This window comes from Streptomyces sp. NPDC051776, assembly GCF_040681345.1.
Lineage (GTDB): Bacteria > Actinomycetota > Actinomycetes > Streptomycetales > Streptomycetaceae > Streptomyces.
This window is the reverse complement of record NZ_JBFAYQ010000025.1, coordinates 23,634-45,613: the sequence shown is the minus strand read 5'-3', so window position 1 is coordinate 45,613 and position 21,980 is coordinate 23,634. Positions and strand designations below refer to the sequence as shown.

General features: G+C 72.2%; 15 protein-coding genes. 13 read left to right on the top strand and 2 right to left on the bottom strand.

Going from position 1 to position 21,980, the window contains the following annotated elements:
- Positions 1–216 precede the first annotated feature (216 nt).
- The 9 genes from AB0M26_RS19915 (at position 217) to AB0M26_RS19875 (ending at position 12,725) form a co-directional block, all read left to right on the top strand.
- A complete protein-coding gene (locus AB0M26_RS19915; RefSeq protein ID WP_365262766.1) occupies positions 217–1,149 on the top strand; it encodes a serine protease in 933 nt (310 codons plus the stop codon).
- 563 nt (positions 1,150–1,712) lie between these two features.
- The gene (locus AB0M26_RS19910; RefSeq protein ID WP_365262763.1) at positions 1,713–2,540 is read left to right on the top strand and encodes a TIGR03084 family metal-binding protein; all 828 of its coding nucleotides are present in this window, start codon (positions 1,713–1,715) and stop codon (positions 2,538–2,540) included.
- A gap of 227 nt (positions 2,541–2,767) precedes the next feature.
- Complete coding sequence (locus tag AB0M26_RS19905; RefSeq protein WP_365262911.1) at positions 2,768–4,438, top strand: acyclic terpene utilization AtuA family protein; 1,671 nt, start codon at positions 2,768–2,770, stop codon at positions 4,436–4,438.
- Positions 4,435–6,030: a carboxyl transferase domain-containing protein gene (locus AB0M26_RS19900; protein ID WP_365262760.1), complete on the top strand. Its 1,596-nt coding sequence runs from the start codon at positions 4,435–4,437 to the stop codon at positions 6,028–6,030. Before AB0M26_RS19905 ends, AB0M26_RS19900 begins: the two co-directional genes overlap by 4 nt.
- Positions 6,031–6,080: 50 nt before the next feature.
- A complete protein-coding gene (locus AB0M26_RS19895; RefSeq protein ID WP_365262757.1) occupies positions 6,081–8,093 on the top strand; it encodes a biotin carboxylase N-terminal domain-containing protein in 2,013 nt (670 codons plus the stop codon).
- A 136-nt stretch (positions 8,094–8,229) separates the two neighbouring features.
- Positions 8,230–9,390, top strand: coding sequence for an acyl-CoA dehydrogenase family protein (locus tag AB0M26_RS19890; protein WP_365262754.1), 1,161 nt, complete (start codon positions 8,230–8,232; stop codon positions 9,388–9,390).
- Positions 9,391–9,631: 241 nt separating this feature from the next.
- Entirely contained in the window at positions 9,632–11,215 is a 1,584-nt protein-coding gene (locus AB0M26_RS19885; RefSeq protein ID WP_365262751.1) for a 4-coumarate--CoA ligase family protein, read from the top strand.
- Complete coding sequence (locus tag AB0M26_RS19880) at positions 11,212–12,078, top strand: enoyl-CoA hydratase family protein (RefSeq protein WP_365262748.1); 867 nt, start codon at positions 11,212–11,214, stop codon at positions 12,076–12,078. Before AB0M26_RS19885 ends, AB0M26_RS19880 begins: the two co-directional genes overlap by 4 nt.
- Positions 12,066–12,725: a TetR/AcrR family transcriptional regulator gene (locus tag AB0M26_RS19875; RefSeq protein ID WP_365262745.1), complete on the top strand. Its 660-nt coding sequence runs from the start codon at positions 12,066–12,068 to the stop codon at positions 12,723–12,725. Before AB0M26_RS19880 ends, AB0M26_RS19875 begins: the two co-directional genes overlap by 13 nt.
- Before the next feature lie 146 nt (positions 12,726–12,871).
- On the opposite strand, the gene AB0M26_RS19870 is transcribed toward AB0M26_RS19875, so the two are convergent.
- Positions 12,872–13,972 carry a citrate synthase 2 gene (locus AB0M26_RS19870; RefSeq protein WP_365262742.1) on the bottom strand — a complete coding sequence of 367 codons (1,101 nt, stop codon included), beginning with the start codon at positions 13,970–13,972 and terminating at the stop codon, positions 12,872–12,874.
- A gap of 993 nt (positions 13,973–14,965) precedes the next feature.
- Between AB0M26_RS19870 and pdxH the strand changes: the two genes are divergently transcribed.
- Together pdxH and AB0M26_RS19860 are read left to right on the top strand one after the other, a co-directional pair.
- The gene (pdxH, locus tag AB0M26_RS19865; protein WP_365262908.1) at positions 14,966–15,595 is read left to right on the top strand and encodes a pyridoxamine 5'-phosphate oxidase; all 630 of its coding nucleotides are present in this window, start codon (positions 14,966–14,968) and stop codon (positions 15,593–15,595) included.
- Between the two features lie 1,016 nt (positions 15,596–16,611).
- Positions 16,612–18,099 (top strand): PAS domain-containing protein, encoded by a 1,488-nt coding sequence (locus AB0M26_RS19860; protein WP_365262739.1) that lies wholly within the window; start codon positions 16,612–16,614, stop codon positions 18,097–18,099.
- Positions 18,100–18,339: 240 nt separating this feature from the next.
- Here AB0M26_RS19860 and AB0M26_RS19855 read toward each other — a convergent pair whose 3' ends face one another.
- On the bottom strand, positions 18,340–19,098 hold the full coding sequence (locus AB0M26_RS19855; RefSeq protein WP_365262736.1) for an SIS domain-containing protein: 759 nt from the start codon (positions 19,096–19,098) through the stop codon (positions 18,340–18,342).
- 332 nt (positions 19,099–19,430) lie between these two features.
- On the opposite strand from AB0M26_RS19855, the gene AB0M26_RS19850 reads away from it, so the two are divergent.
- On the top strand, positions 19,431–20,123 hold the full coding sequence (locus AB0M26_RS19850; protein ID WP_365262733.1) for a metal-dependent transcriptional regulator: 693 nt from the start codon (positions 19,431–19,433) through the stop codon (positions 20,121–20,123).
- A 934-nt stretch (positions 20,124–21,057) separates the two neighbouring features.
- Positions 21,058–21,921, top strand: a complete 864-nt coding sequence (locus tag AB0M26_RS19845) for an alpha/beta hydrolase (protein WP_365262905.1) — start codon at positions 21,058–21,060, stop codon at positions 21,919–21,921.
- Positions 21,922–21,980: the final 59 nt, after the last annotated feature.

The window sequence follows — 21,980 nt, the reverse complement described above, 5'->3', positions numbered from 1 at the left end:
GAACACCCCCGCCTTTTCTTCAATCCTGCACGACCCCAACGACCGTATTTCTTTGGGGAATTCTTTGACGCGAGGACGGATAGAGTTCTAGCGTTTCCCAACGTCGCTTCTTCGCAAGCTGGTTGGGCACCTGTGCCGAGGCATGGACGCATGCGCTCGCAAGCCCCTTTCCGGCCTGCTCGAATTCATTTTCCGCAGAAGTGGAGTCAACCCCCCATGAGAATTTCCCTGTCGCGCCGCCGTGCCAAGCGCATAGCCGCCGCGGGCCTGGCATCGGCCGCCGCGGCGGCTCTGGTCGCCGCTGCCGCACCGGCGGCGCAGGCCGGCGCGTCGTCGCCGGACGGCGAGCGTTCCAAGCCCAGCGCCCGCATCATCGGCGGCGGCGACGTGTCCAACGACGCCTACCCCTTCATGACGGCCCTCCTCGAGAAGGGCCCCGGCAGCGCGCTCAAGCGTCAGTTCTGCGGCGGCAGCCTCATCAGCCAGGACATCGTGATGACCGCCGCCCACTGCGTCGAGGGCATGGAGGCCAAGGACCTGCAGGTCGCCGTCGGCCGCACCCAGCTCTCCAACTCCCAGCAGGGCCAGATCCGCAACGCCCGCCCGTCCGAGGGTCAGGGCGACCCCGGCGGCATCGTCGTCCACCCCCGATACACCAAGGGCGACGCTGCCTACGACATGGCCTTCGTCGAACTGGCCAAGCCGGTCACGGGTATCGCCCCCGTCAAGCTCCCGACGCCGGGCACCGACGCCCTGATCCGCCCCGGCGCCAAGGCCACGGTCACCGGCTGGGGCAACACCGACACCGACATGCCGCACTTCCCCGACCGGCTGCGCCAGGTGAAGGTGCCGCTGCTCTCGCACGACGAGTGCAAGGTCAGCTACGACAGCTACAACAGCAAGGTCAACATCTGCGCCGGCGTCGAGGGCAAGGACTCCTGCCAGGGTGACAGCGGCGGCCCGATGTTCCGCACCGTTCCCGGCCGCGAGCAGCAGATCCAGATCGGCATCGTCTCCTACGGTGACGGCTGCGCCGCCCAGGGCGCCCCGGGCGTCTACACCTCCGTCAGCTCGGCCAAGCTCTGGGACACGCTGGCCGAGTCCCCCGAGGGCAAGAAGCTGAAGGCGAAGCTCGGCCGCGGCCGCTGACCCCGTCACCACCCACCCCACACGTCGGCGGCATCGTGCGTGCGGCCGCATGCACGATGCCGTTCGGCGATTTCTGTCGCGCACCGCCGCACGCGGGGCCTCCCGGTGGAACCACCAACGGGCCGCGCGCTGGGGCCGCACACCCGCCGCCGGGCCTGGTCACCGCCACCTGTGACCCGCTGCCCAGGGGGTGTCACGCGGGACGCCGATGCGCGAGATCATGGCGCCTCGGTCGGACTTCTCGGGGCGCAACGCGACGACCGACTGCTCGACGGCTGAGCGCGGAGGACTGACGGAAACCGGCACTCTGTTCCGCTTAGCCGGATACGTCGGATATTGCCTGCCCGGGGTCAACCGGCCCAAATCTTCTGGCGCTTGACCTTTCAGGCCCGTCTCCGCGCCCGGGAAAAAATCATGCAAGCATGCTTGCTTGTTTCTCCTGGTGCTGCCACCCTGCTGCTCACCGAGGCCGCACCGGGGGTGCCCCCTGACGTGGCGTCACTGTGCCGGTCCCGCAGAACACCGCATACGACGAGTCTCCGAGCCCATGAGGGGAGCGCACCGTGGCCGATCCGGGAGCCGTGGTCGACGATCTGCACGCCGAAGGGGAGGATCTCGACCGGCTCGTCGCGGGGCTGGGCCCCGCGCGGTGGGCGACACCCACTCCCGCACCCGGCTGGACCGTCGCGCATCAGATCGCGCATCTCGCCTGGACCGACGAGCAGGCGGTGAAGTCCGCCACCGAGCCCGAGGCGTTCGCCCGGGAGGCGGAGGAGGCGATGGCCTCACCGGACACCTTCGTCGACGAAGCAGCCGCGCGCGGAGCCCAGGAGCCGCCCGAGCAACTGCTCGCGCGCTGGCGCGAGAGCCGCCTGGCCGTGCAGTGGGCGCTCTCCGAGCACCCGTGGGACGTTCGGATGCCCTGGTTCCTGACGACGATGAGCGCAGCCTCGATGGCGACCGGTCGGCTGATGGAGACCTGGGCCCACGGCCAGGACATCGCAGAGGCGCTGGGCGTCCGGCGTACGCCGACGGCCCGGCTGCGCCATGTCGCGCGCATCGGCGTACGGGCGCGCGACTACGGCTACTTCATGCGCGGCGAGACGCCGCCCGCCGAGGAGTTCCGGGTCGAACTCACCGCCCCCGACGGATCGTTGTGGGCCTACGGTCCGGAGGAGGCCGCGCAGCGCGTCACCGGCCCCGCCCTCGACTTCTGTCTGCTCGCCACGCAGCGGGCGCACCGTGCCGACCTCGCCCTGCGCGCCGAGGGGGCGGACGCCGACCACTGGCTCGACATCGCCCAGGCCTTCGCGGGACCGCCCGGCCAGGGGCGCGAACCCGGACAGTCCGGTACGGGTCGGCAGACCGGTGAGGGCGGAGGCGAGGCGTGATCCCCGACGGCCCCACGGCCACCGGCCCGACCGCTCCGGACCCCGACGGCCCCACTGCCACCGGCCCGACCGGTCCGGATCCCACCGGCCCCACGACCGCCGGTCCGGATCCCACCGGCCCCACGACCGCCGGCCCGGATCCCACCGGCCCCACGGCCACCGGCCCGACCGACCCGGCTCCCGCATCCACCGCCTCCGTACCCGGCCCCGGCACCGCCCCCCTCCGGATCGGCAACGCCTCCGGCTTCTATGGCGACCGCCTCGACGCCGTCCGCGAGATGCTCACCGGCGGCCCGCTCGACATCCTCACCGGCGACTACCTCGCCGAGCTGACCATGCTCATCCTCGGTCGCGACCGGATGAAGGACCCGAAGCGGGGCTACGCCAAGACCTTCCTGCGGCAGATGGAGGAGGGGCTCGGCCTTGCCGTCGACCGGGGCGTGCGCATCGTCACCAACGCGGGCGGCCTCAATCCGGCCGGACTGGCCGATGCCATACGCGAGTTGGCCGACCGCGTCGGCGTCCCCGTGCGCGTCGCCCACGTCGAGGGCGACGACCTGCGCGAGTCCCGCGACTGGGGCCCCGGTGTGCTCACGGCCAACGCCTACCTCGGCGGTGCGGGCATCGCCGCGTGCCTGCGCGCGGGAGCGGACGTCGTCGTCACCGGCCGCGTCACCGACGCCGCGCTCGTCACCGGCCCCGCCGCCGCCCACTTCGGCTGGTCGGACGGCGACTTCGACGCACTCGCCGGTGCCGTCGTCGCGGGCCATGTCCTGGAGTGCGGCACCCAGGCCACCGGCGGCAACTACGCCTTCTTCGACGAACACGACGTACGCAGTCCCGGCTTCCCGGTCGCCGAGATCCACGCGGACGGCTCGTCCGTCATCACCAAACACCCGGACACCGGGGGCGCCGTCACCGTCGGCACCGTCACCGCGCAGCTCCTCTACGAGACCGCCGGCCCCCGCTACGCCGGACCCGACGTGACCGCCCGCCTCGATTCCGTACGCCTCACCCAGGAGGGCCGCGACCGGGTCCGCATCGACGGGGTGCGCGGCGAGGCGCCGCCGCCGACGCTCAAGACCGGCCTCACCCGTATCGGCGGCTGGCGCAACGAGGTCGTCTTCGTCCTCACCGGCCTCGGTGTCGAGGCCAAGGCCGCGCTCGTGCAGGACCAGATGGAGGCCGCCCTCGCGGGTCGGCGCCCGGCCGAGGTGCGATGGACCCTCGCCCGCACGGACCGTGCGGACGCCGATGTGGAGGAGGAGGCGAGCGCGCTGCTGCGGCTGGTGGTCCGCGACCCGGACGCCGAGGCCGTCGGCAGGGTGGTGAGCGGTGCCGCCATCGAGCTGGGCCTGGGCAGCTACCCCGGCTTCCACGTCACGGCCCCGCCCGGCAAGGGTTCACCGTACGGCGTCTTCGAGGCGGTTTTCGTGGACGCGGCGGAGGTGTCCCACACGGCGGTGCTCCCGGAGGGGCAGCGCATGACCGTACTCCCGGCCCGGGAGACCCGGGAGCTCGCCGAGCCCGAACAGCCGCCGCTGCCCGAGCCGTTGCCGCCCGGACCGGTGCGCCGCGCGCCCCTCGGCCTGGTCGCGGGCGCCCGCAGCGGCGACAAGGGCGGCAGCGCCAATACGGGCGTCTGGGCGCGCTCGGAGGAGGCGTGGCGCTGGCTGGCGCACACCCTCACCGAGGAGCGGTTCCGCGAACTGCTGCCCGAAGCACGCGATCTGCCCGTCACCCGTCATGTCCTGCCCAACCTCCGTGCACTCAACTTCACCGTCGACGGGCTGCTCGGCGAAGGGGTCGCCTCCCATGCCCGCTTCGACCCGCAGGCCAAGGCCCTGGGGGAGTGGCTGCGCTCCCGCCACCTGGACATCCCGGAGGTACTGCTGTGACCGTCCTCGCGTCCGCCCTCGACCCGACGGGCGCCGACCACACCGCGAACCGCGAGGCGATGCTCGCCAAACTCGCCGAGCTGGAGGCCGAGCACGCCAAGGCGGTGGATGGCGGCGGTGAGAAGTACGTCGCCCGCCACCGGAAGCGCGGCAAGCTACTGGCTCGCGAGCGCATCGAGCTGCTGCTCGACCCGGACACGCCGTTCCTGGAGCTGTCGCCGCTCGCCGCCTGGGGCAGCGACTACAAGGTCGGCGCCTCCATGGTCACCGGCATCGGCGTCGTCGAGGGCGTGGAGTGCGTCGTGACGGCGAGCGATCCGACCGTACGCGGCGGGGCCAGCAATCCGTGGACGCTGAAGAAGGCGCTGCGCGCCCACGAGATCGCGTTCGCCAACCGGCTGCCGCTGGTCAGCCTGGTGGAGTCCGGCGGCGCCGATCTGCCGAGCCAGAAGGAGATCTTCATCCCGGGCGGGGCGATGTTCCGGGACCTGACCCGGCTCTCCGCTGCAGGGATCCCCACGATCGCGGTGGTGTTCGGCAACTCGACGGCGGGCGGCGCGTACGTCCCCGGCATGTCCGACCACGTGATCATGGTCAAGGAGCGGTCCAAGGTCTTTCTCGGCGGGCCACCGCTGGTCAAGATGGCGACCGGCGAGGAGAGTGACGACGAGTCGCTCGGGGGCGCCGAGATGCACGCCCGTACCTCCGGCCTCGCCGACTACTTCGCTGTGGACGAGCCCGACGCGCTCCGGCAGGCCCGACGCGTCGTCGCCCGTCTCAACTGGCGCAGGGCGTACGGCAGTCCGCCGGTCGCCGAGCCGCCGAAGTACGACGAGGACGAACTCCTCGGCATCGTCCCGGGCGACCTGAAGGTGCCCTTCGACCCGCGCGAGGTCATCGCCCGTATCGTCGACGGCTCCGACTTCGACGAGTTCAAGCCGCTGTACGGGCCGAGCCTGGTGACGGGCTGGGCCGCGCTCCACGGCTATCCCGTCGGCATCCTCTCCAACGCGCAGGGCGTGCTGTTCAGCGAGGAGTCCCAGAAGGCCGCCCAGTTCATCCAGCTCGCCAACCAGCGCGACATCCCGCTGGTCTTCCTGCACAACACCACCGGCTACATGGTCGGCCGGGAGTACGAGCAGGGCGGCATCATCAAGCACGGCTCGATGATGATCAACGCGGTGTCCAACTCGAAGGTCCCGCATCTGTCCGTGCTCATGGGCGCGAGCTACGGCGCAGGCCACTACGGCATGTGCGGCCGCGCCTACGACCCCCGCTTCCTCTTCGCCTGGCCCAGCGCCAAGTCGGCCGTCATGGGCCCGCAGCAGCTTGCGGGCGTGCTGTCGATCGTGGCGCGCGAGTCGGCGGCGGCGAAGGGGCAGCCGTACGACGACGAGGCGGACGCCGCGCTGCGTGCCATGGTGGAGCAGCAGATCGAGTCGGAGTCGCTGCCCATGTTCCTGTCCGGCCGGCTGTACGACGACGGGGTCATCGATCCGCGCGACACACGCACCGTCCTCGGCCTCTGCCTGTCGGCCATCCACACCGCCCCTGTCGAAGGCGCCCGCGGCTTCGGCGTCTTCCGGATGTGAGACAGCTGATGACGAGCCATGCGACGACCGCATCCAACCGAGGGGCCCAGGTGATCCAGTCCGTCCTCGTCGCCAACCGCGGCGAGATCGCCCGCCGTGTCTTCCGCACCTGCCGCGAACTGGGCATCGCCACCGTGGCCGTGTACGCCGACCCGGACGCGGACGCGCCGCATGTGCAGGAGGCGGACGCGGCGGTACGGCTGCCCGGCAGCGCGCCCACCGAGACGTATCTGCGTGGTGACCTGATCGTGAAGGCCGCCCTGGCCGCCGGCGCCGACGCCGTCCACCCGGGCTACGGATTCCTGTCGGAGAACGCCGGGTTCGCGCGCGCCGTCCTCGACGCGGGCCTGTCATGGATCGGCCCCTCACCGGACGCGATCGAGGCCATGGCCTCCAAGACCCGCGCCAAGGAGCTGATGCGCGAGGCGGGCGTGCCGCTGCTCGCGCCCGTCGACCCCGACGCCGCCACCGAGGCCGATCTGCCACTGCTGGTGAAGGCGGCGGCGGGCGGCGGCGGGCGCGGTATGCGCGCGGTTCGTGAACTGCACGCTCTGCCTGGTGAGTTGGAGGCCGCATCGGCCGAGGCCGCCTCGGCCTTTGGCGACGGCTCGGTCTTCGCGGAGCCGTACGTCGAACGCGGCCGCCACGTGGAGGTGCAGATCCTCGCCGACCGCCACGGCACGGTGTGGGTGCTCGGCACCCGCGACTGCTCCCTCCAGCGCCGCCACCAGAAGGTGATCGAGGAGGCCCCCGCCCCGGGTCTGGACGATGCACTGCGGCGCACCCTGCACGAGTCGGCCGCCGAGGCCGCGCGCGCGATCGGCTACACCGGCGCGGGCACGGTCGAGTTCCTTGTCTCCGCGGCCGGACGCCCGTACTTCCTGGAGATGAACACCCGCCTTCAGGTCGAACACCCCGTGACGGAGGAGGTGTTCGGGCTCGACCTGGTCGCCCTGCAGATCCGGGTCGCCGAGGGCGGGCGGCTGGCCGACGCGCCGCCGGAGCCCTCCGGCCATGCCATCGAGGCCCGGCTGTACGCGGAGGACCCGGCGCGCGGATGGCAGCCGCAGACCGGCGTCCTGCATCTCTTCGCGGTCGGGCAGCCCGCGGGCGGGGACGGCGGCCTGCGCGTCGACTCCGGCTACGCCGACGGTGGCGAGATCGGCGTCCACTACGACCCGATGATCGCCAAGGTCGTCGCCCGGGCCCCGAAACGGGCTGAGGCCGTGCGCACGCTCGCCCGCGCCCTTGAGCGGGCCCGCGTCCACGGGCCCGTCACCAACCGCGACCTGCTCGTACGCGCCCTGCGCCACCCGCAGTTCGGGGAGGTCCGGTTCGACACGGGCTGGCTGGAGCGGAACCTGTCCGAACTCACCGGGTACGGCTCGGACCCGTCCGCGCCGGGCCCGTCGGCAGTACGGCTCTCGGCCCTGGCCGCCGCACTCGCGGACGCCGCCACCCGGTCCCGCGGCGAGGCCCGGGACGGCGGCCCTGCGGGGACCGTCGCCTCCCGCCTCGGCGGCTGGCGCAACGTTCCCTCCCGGCCCCAGACCAAGCGCTACCGCGGCGAGCCCGACGGCAGCGAACACGAGGTCCGCTACCGCCTCACCCGCGAGGGGCTGACGGCGGACGATTGCCCCGGCGTACGGCTGCTCGCCACCGCCCCGGATCGAGTCGTCCTGGAAGTCGACGGCGTACGGCGGGAGTTCGGTGTCGCCTGCTACGGCACGCGTGTGCACGTCGACTCCGCGCTCGGCGCCTTCGCCTTCACCGCCCTGTCCCGCTTCCCCGAACCCACCGCCCGTACCGAGCCCGGCTCGCTGCTCGCGCCGATGCCCGGAACGGTGATCCGGGTGGCGGAGGTCGCGGTCGGGGGCACCGTCGCCGCCGGTCAGCCGCTGCTCTGGCTGGAGGCGATGAAGATGGAGCACAAGGTCTCCGCGCCCACCGCGGGCACGCTCACCGAACTGCACGCCGTAGCGGGCCGTCAGGTCGAGGTCGGCGCGCTCCTGGCCGTGGTCACCGAAACGGCGGACGACGCCCCAGAGGCCGACGGGACATGATCCACCACCGCCCCTGCCTGCCGTCCGCCCCTCTCACGGACCGGTCCCGTAACTCCCGCACCCCGAACTCCCTTGCACCGCACCCCCTTTGCTCCGCGCACCTCACCCCGTCAGCCCGACCGAGGAGGAGTCCCGCATGACCGCCGTCATCGAGTCCGCCGAGAACAAAGACCTCCGCGTCGCCGTCGCCGCGCTCGGCGCCCGCTACGGACACGACTACTTCGACACCGTCACCCGGGAGGGCCGGCACACCGACGAACTGTGGGCCGAGGCCGCGAAGCTGGGCTATCTCGGCGTGAACCTCCCCGAGGAGTACGGCGGCGGGGGCGGCGGCATCGTCGAGCTGTCCATCGTCCTGGAGGAGCTGGGCGCCGCGGGCTGCCCGCTGCTGATGATGGTCGTCTCACCCGCCATCTGCGGCACCGTCATCGCCCGCTTCGGCACCGAGGAACAGAAGCGGTCCTGGCTCCCGGGCCTCGCCGACGGCAGCAAGTTGATGGCGTTCGGCATCACCGAGCCCGACGCAGGCTCCAACTCCCACCGCATCGTCACCACCGCCCGCCGCGACGGGAGCGACTGGCTGCTCACCGGCCGCAAGGTCTTCATCTCCGGAGTGGACTTCGCCGACGCGACGCTGATCGTGGGCCGCACCGAGGACGCCCGCACCGGCAAGCTCAAGCCCTGCCTGTTCATCGTGGACCGCGAAACCCCGGGCTTCCAGTACAACCCCATCGACATGGAACTCTCCGCGCCGGAGAAGCAGTTCGAGCTGGTGCTGGACGACGTACGGCTGCCCGGCGATGCCCTGGTCGGCGAAGATGACGCCGGCCTCCTCCAGCTCTTCGCCGGGCTCAACCCCGAGCGCATCATGACCGCCGCGTTCGCGCTCGGCATGGGCCGCTACGCGCTCGGCCGGGCGCTCGACTATGCCCGCACCCGTACCGTGTGGAAGGACCCGATCGGCTCCCACCAGGCCATCGCCCACCCCCTCGCCCAGGCGCACATCGAGATCGAGCTGGCCCGGCTGATGACGCAGAAGGCGGCCCATCTCTACGACGCGGGCGACGACATGGGCGCGGGCGAGGCCGCCAACATGGCCAAGTACGCCGCCGCCGAAGCCGCCGCCCGCGCCGTCGACCAGGCGGTCCACACCCTCGGCGGCAACGGCCTCACCCGCGAGTACGGCCTCGCCAGGCTGATCACCGCCTCGCGCGTGGCCCGTATCGCCCCCGTCAGCCGCGAGATGATCCTCAACTTCGTCTCCCACCAGTCCCTTGGTCTCCCCAAGTCCTACTGACACGGGGGACGGTGGTGTCCTCACGCCTCCACCGCTGCTCCACCCCGGCACCACGCGCCCGGCACCCGGCCCGGTCCTCACCCGTCACGAGGCCCGGGTCCCGCCGGGTCCCGCCCGGGTCCCGCCCTGGCTCTCGTCCCGGCTCTCGTCCCGGGTAGACCTGCCCGGATGGCGTGGCGGCGATGGTTTGCCCCGTTCCCGCCCCGGCTCTCGTCCCGCACCGACGTCGAAAGGGATCGCCATGGTGTTCCGCAGTGAGTACGCCGATGTCCCGGCCCTCGACCAGCCCATCCACGACGCCGTCCTCGGCCGGGCCGCCGAGTTCGGCGACCTGCCCGCGCTGATCGACGGCGTCGACGGCACCACCCTCGGCCACGCCCGGCTCGACCGCTTCACCCGCCGCATCGCGGCCGCCCTCGCCGAGACGGGCGTGCGCAAGGGCGACGTCCTCGCCCTGCACAGTCCCAACACCATCGCCTTCCCCGCGGTCTTCTACGGCGCCACGCGAGCCGGCGCCGCCGTCACCACCGTCCACCCCCTGGCCACCGTCGAGGAGTTCGCCCGCCAGCTGCACGACAGCCGGGCGCGGTGGATCGTCACCGTCTCGCCCCTGCTCGACACCGCACGCCGGGCGGCCGAAAAGGCGGGCGGCATACGGGAGATCTTCGTCTGCGACACCGCCGACGGACACCGCTCCGTCCTCGACATGCTCGCCTCGACGGCACCCGAGCCGGACGTCACCATCGACCCGGCCGAGGACCTCGCGGCCCTGCCGTACTCGTCCGGGACGACCGGTATCCCCAAGGGCGTGATGCTCACCCACCGCAGCATCGCCACCAACCTCACGCAGCTCAGCGCCCTCGTGCCCAGCGGACCCGGCGACCGGGCCCTGGCCGTCCTGCCGTTCTTCCACATCTACGGCCTCACGGCCCTGCTGAACGCACCGCTGCGCACCGGCGCCACGGTCGTCGTGCTGCCCCGCTTCGACCTCGGCCAGTTCCTGGCCGCCATCGAGAAGCACCGCGTCAACGCCCTCTACGTGGCCCCGCCCATCGTGCTGGCGCTCGCCAAGCACCCGGCCGTCGACGACCACGACCTGTCGTCGCTCGAGTACATCGTCTGCTCGGCCGCGCCGCTCGACGCCGGACTCGCCACGGCCTGTTCGCGCCGCCTCGGGCTCCCCCCGGTCATGCAGGCGTACGGGATGACCGAACTGTCCCCGGGCACGCACGTCGTGCCACGCCACGCGCGCAACGCACCGCCCGGAACCGTCGGCAAGCTGATCCCGAGCACGCAGATGCGGCTGCTCTCCCTCGACGACCCGCAGAAGGAAGCGGAGCCCGGCGAGGAGGGCGAGATCGTCATCCGGGGCCCCCAGGTGATGAAGGGCTACCTCGGGCAGCCGGAGGCCACCGCCGCGATGATCGACGAGGACGGCTGGCTGCGCACCGGCGACGTGGGACGCGTGGACGACGACGGCTGGCTCTTCGTCGTCGACCGCGTCAAGGAACTCATCAAATACAAGGGCTACCAGGTCGCGCCCGCCGACCTGGAGGCCGTCCTGCTCACCCACGACCGGATCGCGGACGCGGCCGTGGCCGGGGTGACGGACGGCGACGGCAACGAGGTCCCCAAGGCGTACGTCGTCCCACAGCAGGGGGCGGCGATCACGGAGGAGGAGGTCATGGCGTACGTTGCCGAGCGGGTCGCGCCGTACAAGAAGGTGCGCCGGGTCGAGTTCCTCGACGCGGTGCCCCGCGCCATGAGCGGCAAGGTGCTCCGGCGCGAACTGCGGGACCGGGAAAGGAGTGCATCGCCCTCATGACACGGAACACGGAGGATGCGGCGAACGGGCCGGAGGCCGCGGACAGGCACAGCGGTGGCGCGCAGGCCGCGGATGGTGGTGGCGCGCAGGCCGCGGATGGTGCGGACCGGCCGCTCGTGCACCGCGTCCGCGAGCGCGGCATCACCACCCTGACGCTCGACTCGCCGCGCAACCGCAACGCGCTCTCCTCGCGCCTGGTGACCGAGCTGTACGCGGGACTGGAGGCGGCCGCCGCGGACGACGAGACGCGGGCCGTCGTCCTGACCCACACCGGCCGCACCTTCTGCGCGGGTGCGGACCTGAGCGAGGCGCGGGCGGGCGAGGCCGGTACGGCCGCACCGCTCGGGCTCGCCCGGCTCATGCGCACGATCGTGGAGTTGCCCAAGCCCGTCGTCGCCCGGCTGACCGGCCATGCGATGGCGGGCGGCATCGGCCTGATGGGCGCCTGCGACATCACCGTTGCGGCCGGCGGCGCCCGCTTTGCGTTCACCGAGGCACGGCTGGGGCTCGCCCCGGCCGTGATCTCGCTGCCGCTGCTGCCCCGGCTCGACGCGCGGGCAGTGAGCCGCTACTACCTCACCGGCGAGAAGTTCGACGCGGCGGAGGCAGCCCGTATCGGCCTGCTGACGCTCGCCGCCGACGACGTGGACGCGGCGCTGGAACCCGTCCTCGACGGGCTGCGCAAGGGCTCCCCGCAGGGCCTGGCCGAGTCCAAGAAGCTCGCGACCGCCGAGGTGCTGCGCGCCTTCGACCGGGACACAGGGCACCTCGCCGAGACCTCCGCCCGGCTGTTCACCTCGGACGAGGCGCGCGAGGGCATGACGGCCTTCCTGGAGCGAAGGAGCCCGGCATGGGCGCGGTGACCGGCCGGGCATCCGTACGCGACCCCAAGCAGGACCGCAGCCGGGCCACCCGGCAGCGCCTGCTGGAGGCAGCGGTGGCCTGCCTGGCCGAGCACGGCTGGAGCGGCAGCACCGTCATGGTGGTCGCCGAGCGGGCCGGGGTCTCCCGGGGCGCGGCCCAGCACCACTTCCCGACCCGTGAGGACCTGTTCACGGCTGCGGTCGGGCACGTGGCGGAGATGCGGTCCGGCGCGCTGCGGGAGTTCACCCGGGACCTGCCGGCGCCCGGGACGCCGACCCGTACCTGGATGATCGTCGAGCAGCTCGTCGACCTCTACACCGGTCCGCTGTTCCGGGCTGCGCTCCAGCTCTGGGTGGCGGCCTCGACGCTGCCGGACGACTCCCCGGCGGAGGCGGGCGGGGAACCCCTGAAGAAGCGGGTGACCGCGCTGGAGGCCCGGGTCGGCCGCGAGACGCACCGGATGGCCGTGGAACTGCTGGGCGCGGACGAGAGCAGGCCCGGCGTACGGGAGACCGTCCAGGGGCTGCTGGACATGGCGCGCGGGCTGGGGCTGGCGAACCTTCTGACGGACGACGCGGCGCGCAGGGCCCGCGTCGTCGAGCAGTGGGCGCGGATCCTCGACGAGGCGCTGGACCGCACGGCCTGAGGGGCGTGACGCGCCATCGATCGGGTGTCCGGAGTCCCGGCAATGCACACACTCGGAGTCGCGGCAATGCACACACCCGTCCCCGGTGGCGGAGGCGGGTGTGCGCAAGAGCGGTGGGCCCGGCGCGACCGGGGCCGTCATGATCCTCAGCGGGCGAGGTCCTCGTAGCCCTCGATGGCGCGCGGGTCGCGCGCCGCGGGCCCCACGTAGCGGGCCGACGGCCGCACGAGCCGCCCCGTCCGCTTCTGCTCCAGGATGTGCGCGCTCCACCCGGCCGTACGGGCGCAGGTGAACATCGAGGTGAACATGTGCGCCGGGACCTCGGCGAAGTCCAGCACGATCGCCGCCCAGAACTCGACGTTCGTGGCCAGGACGCGATCCGGCCGCCGGTTGTGCAGTTCCTCCAGTGCGGCGCGCTCCAGCGCCTCCGCGACCTCGAAGCGCGGCGCGGCCAGCTCCTTGGCCGTACGGCGCAGGACGCGCGCCCGCGGGTCCTCCGCGCGGTACACGCGGTGGCCGAAGCCCATGAGCCGCTCGCCCTTGTCCAGCGCCTGCTTCACGTACGCCTCGGCGTCGCCCGTCCGCTCGATCTCCTCGATCATGCCGAGGACCCGGGACGGTGCCCCTCCGTGCAGCGGCCCGGACATGGCACCGACGGCGCCCGACAGCGCCGCGGCGACGTCCGCGCCGGTGGAGGCGATGACGCGGGCGGTGAAGGTGGAAGCGTTCATGCCGTGCTCGGCCGCGGAGGTCCAGTACGCGTCGACCGCCTTGACGTGCCGCGGGTCGGGCTCCCCGCGCCAGCGCTTCATAAACCGCTCGACGACCGTGTCTGCCTTGTCGATCTCCCGCTGCGGCACCATCGGCAGGCCCTGGCCGCGCGCGGACTGCGCGACGTAGGACAGGGCCATCACCGCGGCCCTGGCGAGGTCGTCGCGCGCCTGGGCCTCGTCGATGTCGAGCAGCGGTTTCAGCCCCCATACGGGGGCGAGCATCGCGAGCGCCGACTGCACGTCCACGCGGATGTCGCCGGAGTGCACGGGGATCGGAAACGGCTCCGCGGGAGGCAGGCCCGGGTTGAAGCTGCCGTCGACCAGCAGACCCCAGACATTACCGAAGGAGACGTGACCCACCAGATCCTCGATGTTCACGCCTCGGTAGCGGAGCGCGCCGCCTTCCTTGTCGGGTTCGGCGATCTCCGTTTCGAACGCGACGACTCCCTCGAGTCCGGGTACGAAGTCGGACATCTGGCGGCTCCTCGTGATGTGGTCTACACGCGGCTCGTGCTGCCTGTGGCGTGCGGCTTGTGTGACCAGGCGGTCTGGGTGTTCTGGGTGTTCTGGGTGGTCTCGGTGGTCCGGGGGTGTGGGACCGGAGTGGTCCGGGCCAGGTGCGATGCGGGCTCGGAGGGGTCCGGGGTCGGATCGGGCCGGGATTCGGGGGTTTGGGCTCTGAGGGGCTGGGCTCGGGGGCTGGGTGCCGGGCGGGTACGCGGCCTCGGCGGGTGGCTCGCGGTCCGTACGGTCACCCCGGTGATGCCCCGCGAAGACGCTGCTCATCCCGGCCCGGGCGGGCGGGGTCGTTCACCGGTCGATGCAGTGTCCCTACGGGTCTCTATTAATCAGTACACGTCAGTACAGGCCGGACCCGCCATTGCTCGGGCTTCCGGTCGGCGATAGTGGTCCAGCGGAGAGTTTGACGCTTTCGGCGGGCGCGGGGAAGCGTGAGAAGCGGCACACCGTGCCGCGACGGCGCAAGAGGGTTCACGGCGCCCCGGGCGGGGCAGACTCTGCCGCTGCACGGGCGGCTGCACGGCTGGGCGCACATGCAGACGCTGGTCACGCGGCCTGTGCGGCGGCCTGTGCCTGCGGTTCGTACGGCGGTGCCTGCGGTGCGTAAGGCGGTGCCTGCGGTGCGTGAGGCGGTGCTTGCGGTCGTACGGCGTGGTTGCGGTGCGTACGGCCGTTGCTTGCGGTGCGTGAGGCAGTGCTTGCGGTCGTACGGCGTGGTTGCGGTGCGTACGGCGAAGCTTGCGTACGGCCGTGCTTGCGGAAGGTGTGGGTGCACGGAGTGCCGCGCGTGTGCCGACTCGGGAAGCCGCCAAGATCACCGGAAGCGGAGGCGCCCGGTGGCCGTCCCGGACGATGTTGCAAGATAAGTGCGTGGCACACGTCGACCCGGAACACCCGATCAAGCTGGACCCGGAACCCCCGACCAGGCGCTCGCTCGACCCGGCCGCCATGCGGGAGCACTACCGGGCCGAGGGGCTGGCGGAACCGGACGTGGCCGCGGAGCCGATGGAACAGTTCTGCCGCTGGTTCGAGGAGGCGGCGGCGAGCGGGATCTTCGAGCCGAACGCCGTGATCGTCTCGACGGCGGACCCGGCCACGCTGCGGCCCAGTTCGCGCACGGTGCTGCTGAAGCAGTACGACGAGCGCGGTTTCGTCTTCTACACCAACTACGGCTCCCGCAAGGGCCGCGAACTCACCGCAAACGCTCAGATCTCCCTGCTCTTCCCCTGGCACCCGATCGCCCGCCAGGTCATCGTCGGCGGTGTCGCGGAGCGGACCGGCCGCGACGAGACGGCCGCGTACTTCCGCACCAGGCCGCACGGATCGCAGCTCGGCGCCTGGGCCAGCACGCAGTCGTCGGTCGTCGCCTCACGCGAGCAACTCGACCGCCTCTACGGCGAACTCGCCGACCGCTACCCGGAGGGCGAGCAGGTCCCGGTCCCACCGGGGTGGGGCGGCTATCGCGTCCGGCCCGAGACCGTCGAGTTCTGGCAGGGCCGGGCCAACCGCCTCCACGACCGCCTGCGTTACTCCCGCACGGAGGACGACACCTGGCGGGTGGAGCGTCTGTGCCCGTAGGGGCGGGCCTCTCGGCCGGTAGCCGTCGTACTGGAGGACCGGTAGGACCGCGACCGCGGCCCGGGCCGACGGGGTTGTTTCGGGTGTGGTGGTCACCGCGGGAGGCCTCCGGGCCGGGGACTTTCGGGACCGCAGAGGAGTCCGGGAGCGGATGCAGATGTGTCCGCCCGGTGCGGTGCACGCACTCCGTACGTCAGGCACTCCGTACATCAGGCACTCCGTACGAGCCGAGGAAGCGGTGCGTGCGGCGTCGGGGCGTACAGCCCGTAGTGCCGGGCGTACGGTCCGTAGGATGGGGCGTACGGTCCGTACATCCGGGTGTACCGCTGAGGCCGTAGGGCGTACCGCTGTCCGCCCGAGGGCGTACCACTGCGGCCGGGGGGCGTACAGCCCGGGAGGACCCAGGACGCAGACGACCCGCGGGCTCTTTCCCCCGGCGCGAGAGGCGCCAGGAGGCCGGTCGGACGTACCGGCAGCCCGCGGGTCGGGTGACTGCGTTGGGATAAGGCCGGCATCACGCGGATCGCCCGCGTTGTCCGGCGGTGCGCTGAGCGCGACGACGGACTGCTAGCCCGCAGCCACCTCACGCGTCCGGATTTCATACATCTGCCGAACCACCTCCCTTCTCGTGTGCTCCACACGCTAGGCAGGCTCCCTGTCCCGCGACAACCCATTTCCGGCGCGCAACAATTTCCAGGAACACTGTGTGTGGTGCATCACGTTCCACTTGAATGATCCGACGTGCGGCACACGCAGCCACGTCGAGCAGGAGGTGCCAGGTGAACGCTTCCCGGCCTCCCGGCCCCACCCACCCGGGCGGCGGAGGCTCCGGCTCACCGGGCCAGGGCTCGTCCGGGTCGTCCGGCCCGGGCCCACAGGACCCTGGTTCATCGGGCCCGGGCTCATCGGGCCCTGATTCACCGGGCCCGGGCGAACCTGCAGGCACCGCCGGAGCGGAGAAGCCCGGGCCTCCTCCCGGCCCCGGCGAGGCCGCCGCGACCACGGACGCGCCCGCCGTGGACAGCTCCGCGGCCGCGCACGGCGAGGAGCCGCCCCCGGGCCCCGCAGGACCAGCGCCGGCGCCCGAGCCGCGCCCCAAGGATTCCGAGGACACCGATCTGCTCGCGGCGCTGCTGGACGGCATGGACGCGGCCCTGTGCGCGTTCGACGCGGACGGTGTCGTCACCCACTGGAACCGGGAGGCGCAGCGCATTCTCGGCTGGAGCGCCGAGGAGGCCATAGGCCGCCGCGGCCTCTCCGGCTGGGCGGTGCGGACCGCCGATGCCGACGAGGTCGAGGGCCGTCTGCTGGCCGCCATGAACGCCCCCGGCCGGCAGGTCCACGACTTCGCGCTGCTCACCAAGGACGGCGGCCGCGTCCTCGTACGCACTCAGTCCGCGGGGGTGCGCGGCGCGGACGGACGCGCTGCCGGTGTCTACTGCGCCTTCAGCGAGGTGCACGCCCAGATCGATCTCGAGCGTTCCATCGCGCTCAGTGAGGCACTGTTCGACGACGCCCCCTGGGGCGCGGTCCTCATCGACGCCGACCTGCGCCCCGCCGTCGCCAACGCCTACGCGGCGCGTGCCCTGCGCGTGGGGCGTACGGCGGTGCTCGGGCGCCCCCTGGGGGAGCTGCTGTCACAGGGCCTGGAAGAGCTCGAGAGCGCCTTCCAGCACGTGCTGGCCGAGGGGGCACCGGCAGCGCCCGCCGACGTATGGGTCACGCTCCGCGGCCCCGATGGGCAGGGGGAGGGGGAGCGCCGGTGCTGGCGCAGCGGGTTCCTGCGGCTGGCGTCCCCGCTCGCGGAGGAACCTGTTCCGTTGGGTGTGAGCTGGTTCTTCCAGGACGTCACCGAGGCCAAGCACCTCGAACAGGAGAACTCGATGGTCCGTTTCCGGACCAACCAGATGCAGCGCGCCGCCCGTACCGCCGCCGACTGCGAGGACTCCGGCGAAGCGGCAACCGTCTACATCGACTTCGCGCTCGCGGGCTTCGCCGACCACGCGCTGCTCGATCTGGCCACGCGGGAGGAGCCGGTCCGGCTCGTCCGCGCCGCGGCCACGCCCGCGGGCTCCGGCGGTCCTTGCTCCCCGATCACGTACGGCGGCATCCCCGTCCGCTACGACGAGGGCCACCCCGCCCTCCAGGCAGCGGAGCGCACCGGGGCGGTGCGGGCGAGTGCGGACCCGCTGTACGCGGGTGGCCCGGGCCGGCGACAGGGCCGTACGGGCACGGGGCGCGGCGACACGGGCGATGACGCTTCGGCTGCTGAGGAGGCCCGCCAGTGGGCGCGGGAGCGCCAGTGGCCGGACGACTCGCTGCACGCCCTGTGCGTGGTGCTGCGCAGCCGCGGCCGGACGCTGGGCGTGCTGACCTTCCTGCGCTCGGCGGGCCGGCGCTCCTTCGACCGGCCGGACGCGGCGTATGCGGAGGATGTCGCGTCACGGGTGGCCGGAGCGCTCGATCTGTCGGACCACGTGCGCAGGCGGTCCCAGCAGGGCTGACCGCGGTACCCGGCCGGCGCCCGCACCCCTCCGTACGTGCGGAGTTGGCGTGCCCGTACGGACGTGTGGCGGTAGGGACGTCTGTCCGTATGGACGCGCGCCGGTGCGGACGTGTGCCCGTACGGACGATTGCCGGTACGGAGTCGCCGGTGCGGACATGCGCCCGGGGCGAGCGTCTTCCGGTTTGGGGGTCTACCGGTTGGAGGGTCTTCCGGTTTGGGGGTCTACCAGTTCGGGGGTCTATGCGTGCCGGAAGTAGATCCGGTCCGCGTACTCGGCGAACACCCGCCGGTTCCACTCGTGCCCGCCGTCCACATTGCCCGAGCGCAGCAGTGGTGGCGTGATGCCCCTGCCGACCAGTTCGCCCGCCGCCGTGGCCATGACGGCCTGCATCACGGCGCTGGTGACAACGGTTGACGCAGGCCCGAAGGGCACGTCGATGCCCTCGGCGCTCAGCTCCGCGTCGCCGATCGCGATCTTGCTGTCGACGACGAGGTCGCAGTGGTCCTTGAGGTAGGTGCCGGACGGATGCCGGGAACCGGTGCCGTCCGCGTACGCCACCGAGGTCAGGCCGATCACCTTGATCCCCGTCTCCCGGGCCTTGAGGGCCATTTCCACGGGGAGCTGATTGCGCCCGGACAGCGAGATGATGACCAGCAGGTCCCCGGACCGGGCAGGGCCGCTCTCCAGGACGGCCGAGGCAAGGCCCTCGACACGCTCCAGCGCACTGCCCAGCGTGGCGGGCACGACGTCCACGCCGACGGTGCCCGGCACCGCGAGCAGGTTCATCAGGCCGAGGCCGCCCGCGCGGTACACGACGTCCTGGGCGGGAAGCGAGGAGTGCCCGGCGCCGAAGGCGAACAGCCGCCCGCCGCCTTCCACGGTGTCGGCGACCATCTCGCCCGCCGCGCCGATGTTCGCGGCCTCCTCGTCGCGGACCAGCCGCAACAGCTCGATGGCGGCGTCGAAGAACTGCCCGGCCAGCTTGCTCTCGCTCATCGCCGCGGTGGCCTTTCTGTCGGGTCTGTCGAGTCGGTGGGGGCCTGTGGGAGTCGGCCGAAACGTGCGCGTGGGAGTACGGACGGCACGGGACGGTCCGGATGGACCGGCCCGCGGGCATAGGTACGTACCAGCTTGGCGATCACGGTGCGGCCGTCACCGGTGCGCTGTCAATACCGCCTCCCGGCGCGCCACCGCCCCGGACGGGCCGCCGCGTCCACGTACACCACACGGGCGCCGGGCTCCGGCGCAGCGCACGCCGGGCTCGGTTGTCGGTGGCATGCGTCAGAATTGGGTTGAGGGGCCACGGCACGACATACCGAGGGGCACGCATGTCCGGACTCATCGACACCACGGAGATGTATCTCCGCACCATTCTGGAGCTCGAGGAAGAAGGTGTGGTCCCGATGCGCGCCCGGATCGCCGAACGGCTCGATCAGAGCGGTCCGACGGTCAGCCAGACCGTGGCGCGCATGGAGCGTGACGGCCTCCTCCATGTCGCAGGCGACCGGCACCTGGAGCTCACCGAGGAGGGGCGCAGGCTGGCGACCCGGGTGATGCGCAAGCACCGGCTCGCGGAGTGCCTTCTCGTCGACGTGATCGGCCTGGAGTGGGAGCAGGTGCACGCCGAGGCCTGCCGCTGGGAGCACGTGATGAGCGAGGCGGTGGAGCGCCGCGTGCTGGAGCTGCTGCGCCACCCGACCGAATCGCCGTACGGGAACCCGATTCCGGGCCTGGACGAGCTGGGGGAGAAGGCCGAGGCGGACCCGTTCCTCGACGAGGGCATGGTGAGCCTGGTGGACCTCGCCCCGGGTACGGAGGGCAAGACGGCCGTCGTGCGCCGGATCGGCGAGCCGATCCAGACGGACGCGCAGCTGATGTACACACTGCGGCGTGCCGGGGTGCAGCCGGGCGCGGTGGTGAGCGTGACGGAGTCGGCGGGCGGTGTGCTGGTAGGAAGCAGCGGCGAGGCGGCGGAGCTGGCGGCGGACATCGCGTCGCATGTGTTCGTGGCGAAGCGCTGAACGCTTCGCACCGTCCGAGGGCGTCACACCGACCACCGCCGTCTTCGTGCAGCGACTTGGACCGACCGTCCCGTCTGAGACCGCCGTCCCGCTGTAACGCCTGACCGCCAGGATCGCCTGAGACCGTCACAGGTCGCCTGACACCGCAGAGATCGCCTGCGGTCGCTTGGGGACTCGGCCGGTGTGCTGACGCGGAGGCCCCCTGTCTCCCGATGGTCCCCGCGTGCCGTGCCGGACCTCGCTCCTCCTTCGCCCACCCGTTGCTCCTGCTCCCCTCGTTGCTCTCTCCTTCGCCGAACTCCCTTGTGAGAGCGCTGAGTTGACGCACAGGCTTGCGCCCGGGGCGTGCCGGCGGGCCTGAATCCTCCGGTTTACCGGGCAAACGTGCCGGAACGGCAGCGCTCGCGCGCGGGGCGTGCGACGCTGGTGCTGCGGCATATGGCGCGCGGGCTTTCAGTGGGGGGTGCTTGTGCGGTCGGGCGGTCGGGGAGGGGGAGTCGGATGACGCGAAGCGGGTTCTTCGGTCATGTCCGTCAGGCCGATCGTTCAGCCGGGGTCGGCAGCGCCGTGGGCACTGGTGACGCACATGGCAAGGGCCCCGGCGCGATCGATGTGATCGGCATCCGGGGCCCTGCCTCCCCTGGTCCCCCCGAGGCGACCCGGAGCCCCGAGCTCTCCGGGTCGTTCCCCGCGAGCCCCCTTCCCCACACGGCCCGCCTCCCGGTCTCTGTCTCCCCTCGGCGTGGATCGTCAATCCTTGAGCGTGGTCACTCGAACGAGGGGTGTTACGCGCCAGAAGCACTCGTTCGAATAGGGGTTCGATAATGTGGCGGTGTACGACCCCGTACGCGGGCAACGGGTACGGAAGCACGTGCACGAGGACCCTGCGGCCGACGACGCGGAGCGGCCGGAAGGAATGGGGGTGCGAGGACACATGGTGCGGCGCATCGACGTGACCGGAGCCGACGGTGTGCGGCTCGCCGCCTGGGAATTCGCCGATCCGCCCAAGGGCGGAGGGGAGGAGGAGAAGGCGCCGGGAGTGCTGTTACTGCACGGGCTGATGGGCCGGGCCTCCCACTGGGCCGGCACAGCCCGCTGGCTCTCCGCCCGCCACCGCGCCGTCGCCCTCGACCAACGCGGTCACGGGCGCAGCGAGAAGCCCTCCGACGGGCCGTACTCCCGTGAGGCCTATGTCGCCGATGCCGTGGCCGCGATCGACCAACTCGACCTCGCCCCGGTCATCCTCATCGGCCACTCGATGGGCGCCCTCACCGCCTGGCAACTCGCCGCCCACCGCCCCGACCTCGTACGGGCGCTGGTCATCTGCGACATGCGGGCCTCCGCGCTGGGCGCGCAGTCGCAGCGCGAGTGGACCGAGTGGTTCAAGACCTGGCCGCTGCCCTTCGCCACGCTCGCGGACGTCCGCAAGTGGTTCGGCGAGGACGACCCCTGGCTGGAACGCCCGCGGCCCTCCCGCGGCGAGTTCTACGCAGAGATCATGGCCGAACGGGCGGACGGCTGGCGCCCGGTGTTCTCCCCGCGCCAGATGCTGATGGCCCGCGCGACCTGGGTGCACGACGCCCACTGGGAGGAACTGGCCCTGGTCCGGTGCCCGTCGCTGGTGGTTCGCGGCATCGACGGCGAACTGGGCCGCGCGGAGGCGCAGGAGATGGTCCGCGTCCTCCCACGTGGCGAGTACGCCGAAATCCCCGACGCCGGGCACCTGGTCCACTACGACCAGCCGCACACCTGGCGCGCGGCCCTGGAACCGTTTCTGCGAGCAGCACTGCGCAATTGACGCCGCTCGTCCGCTCGTCCGCTCGTCCGCTCGTCCCCGCGGCCCGCCGCCCGCGTCCT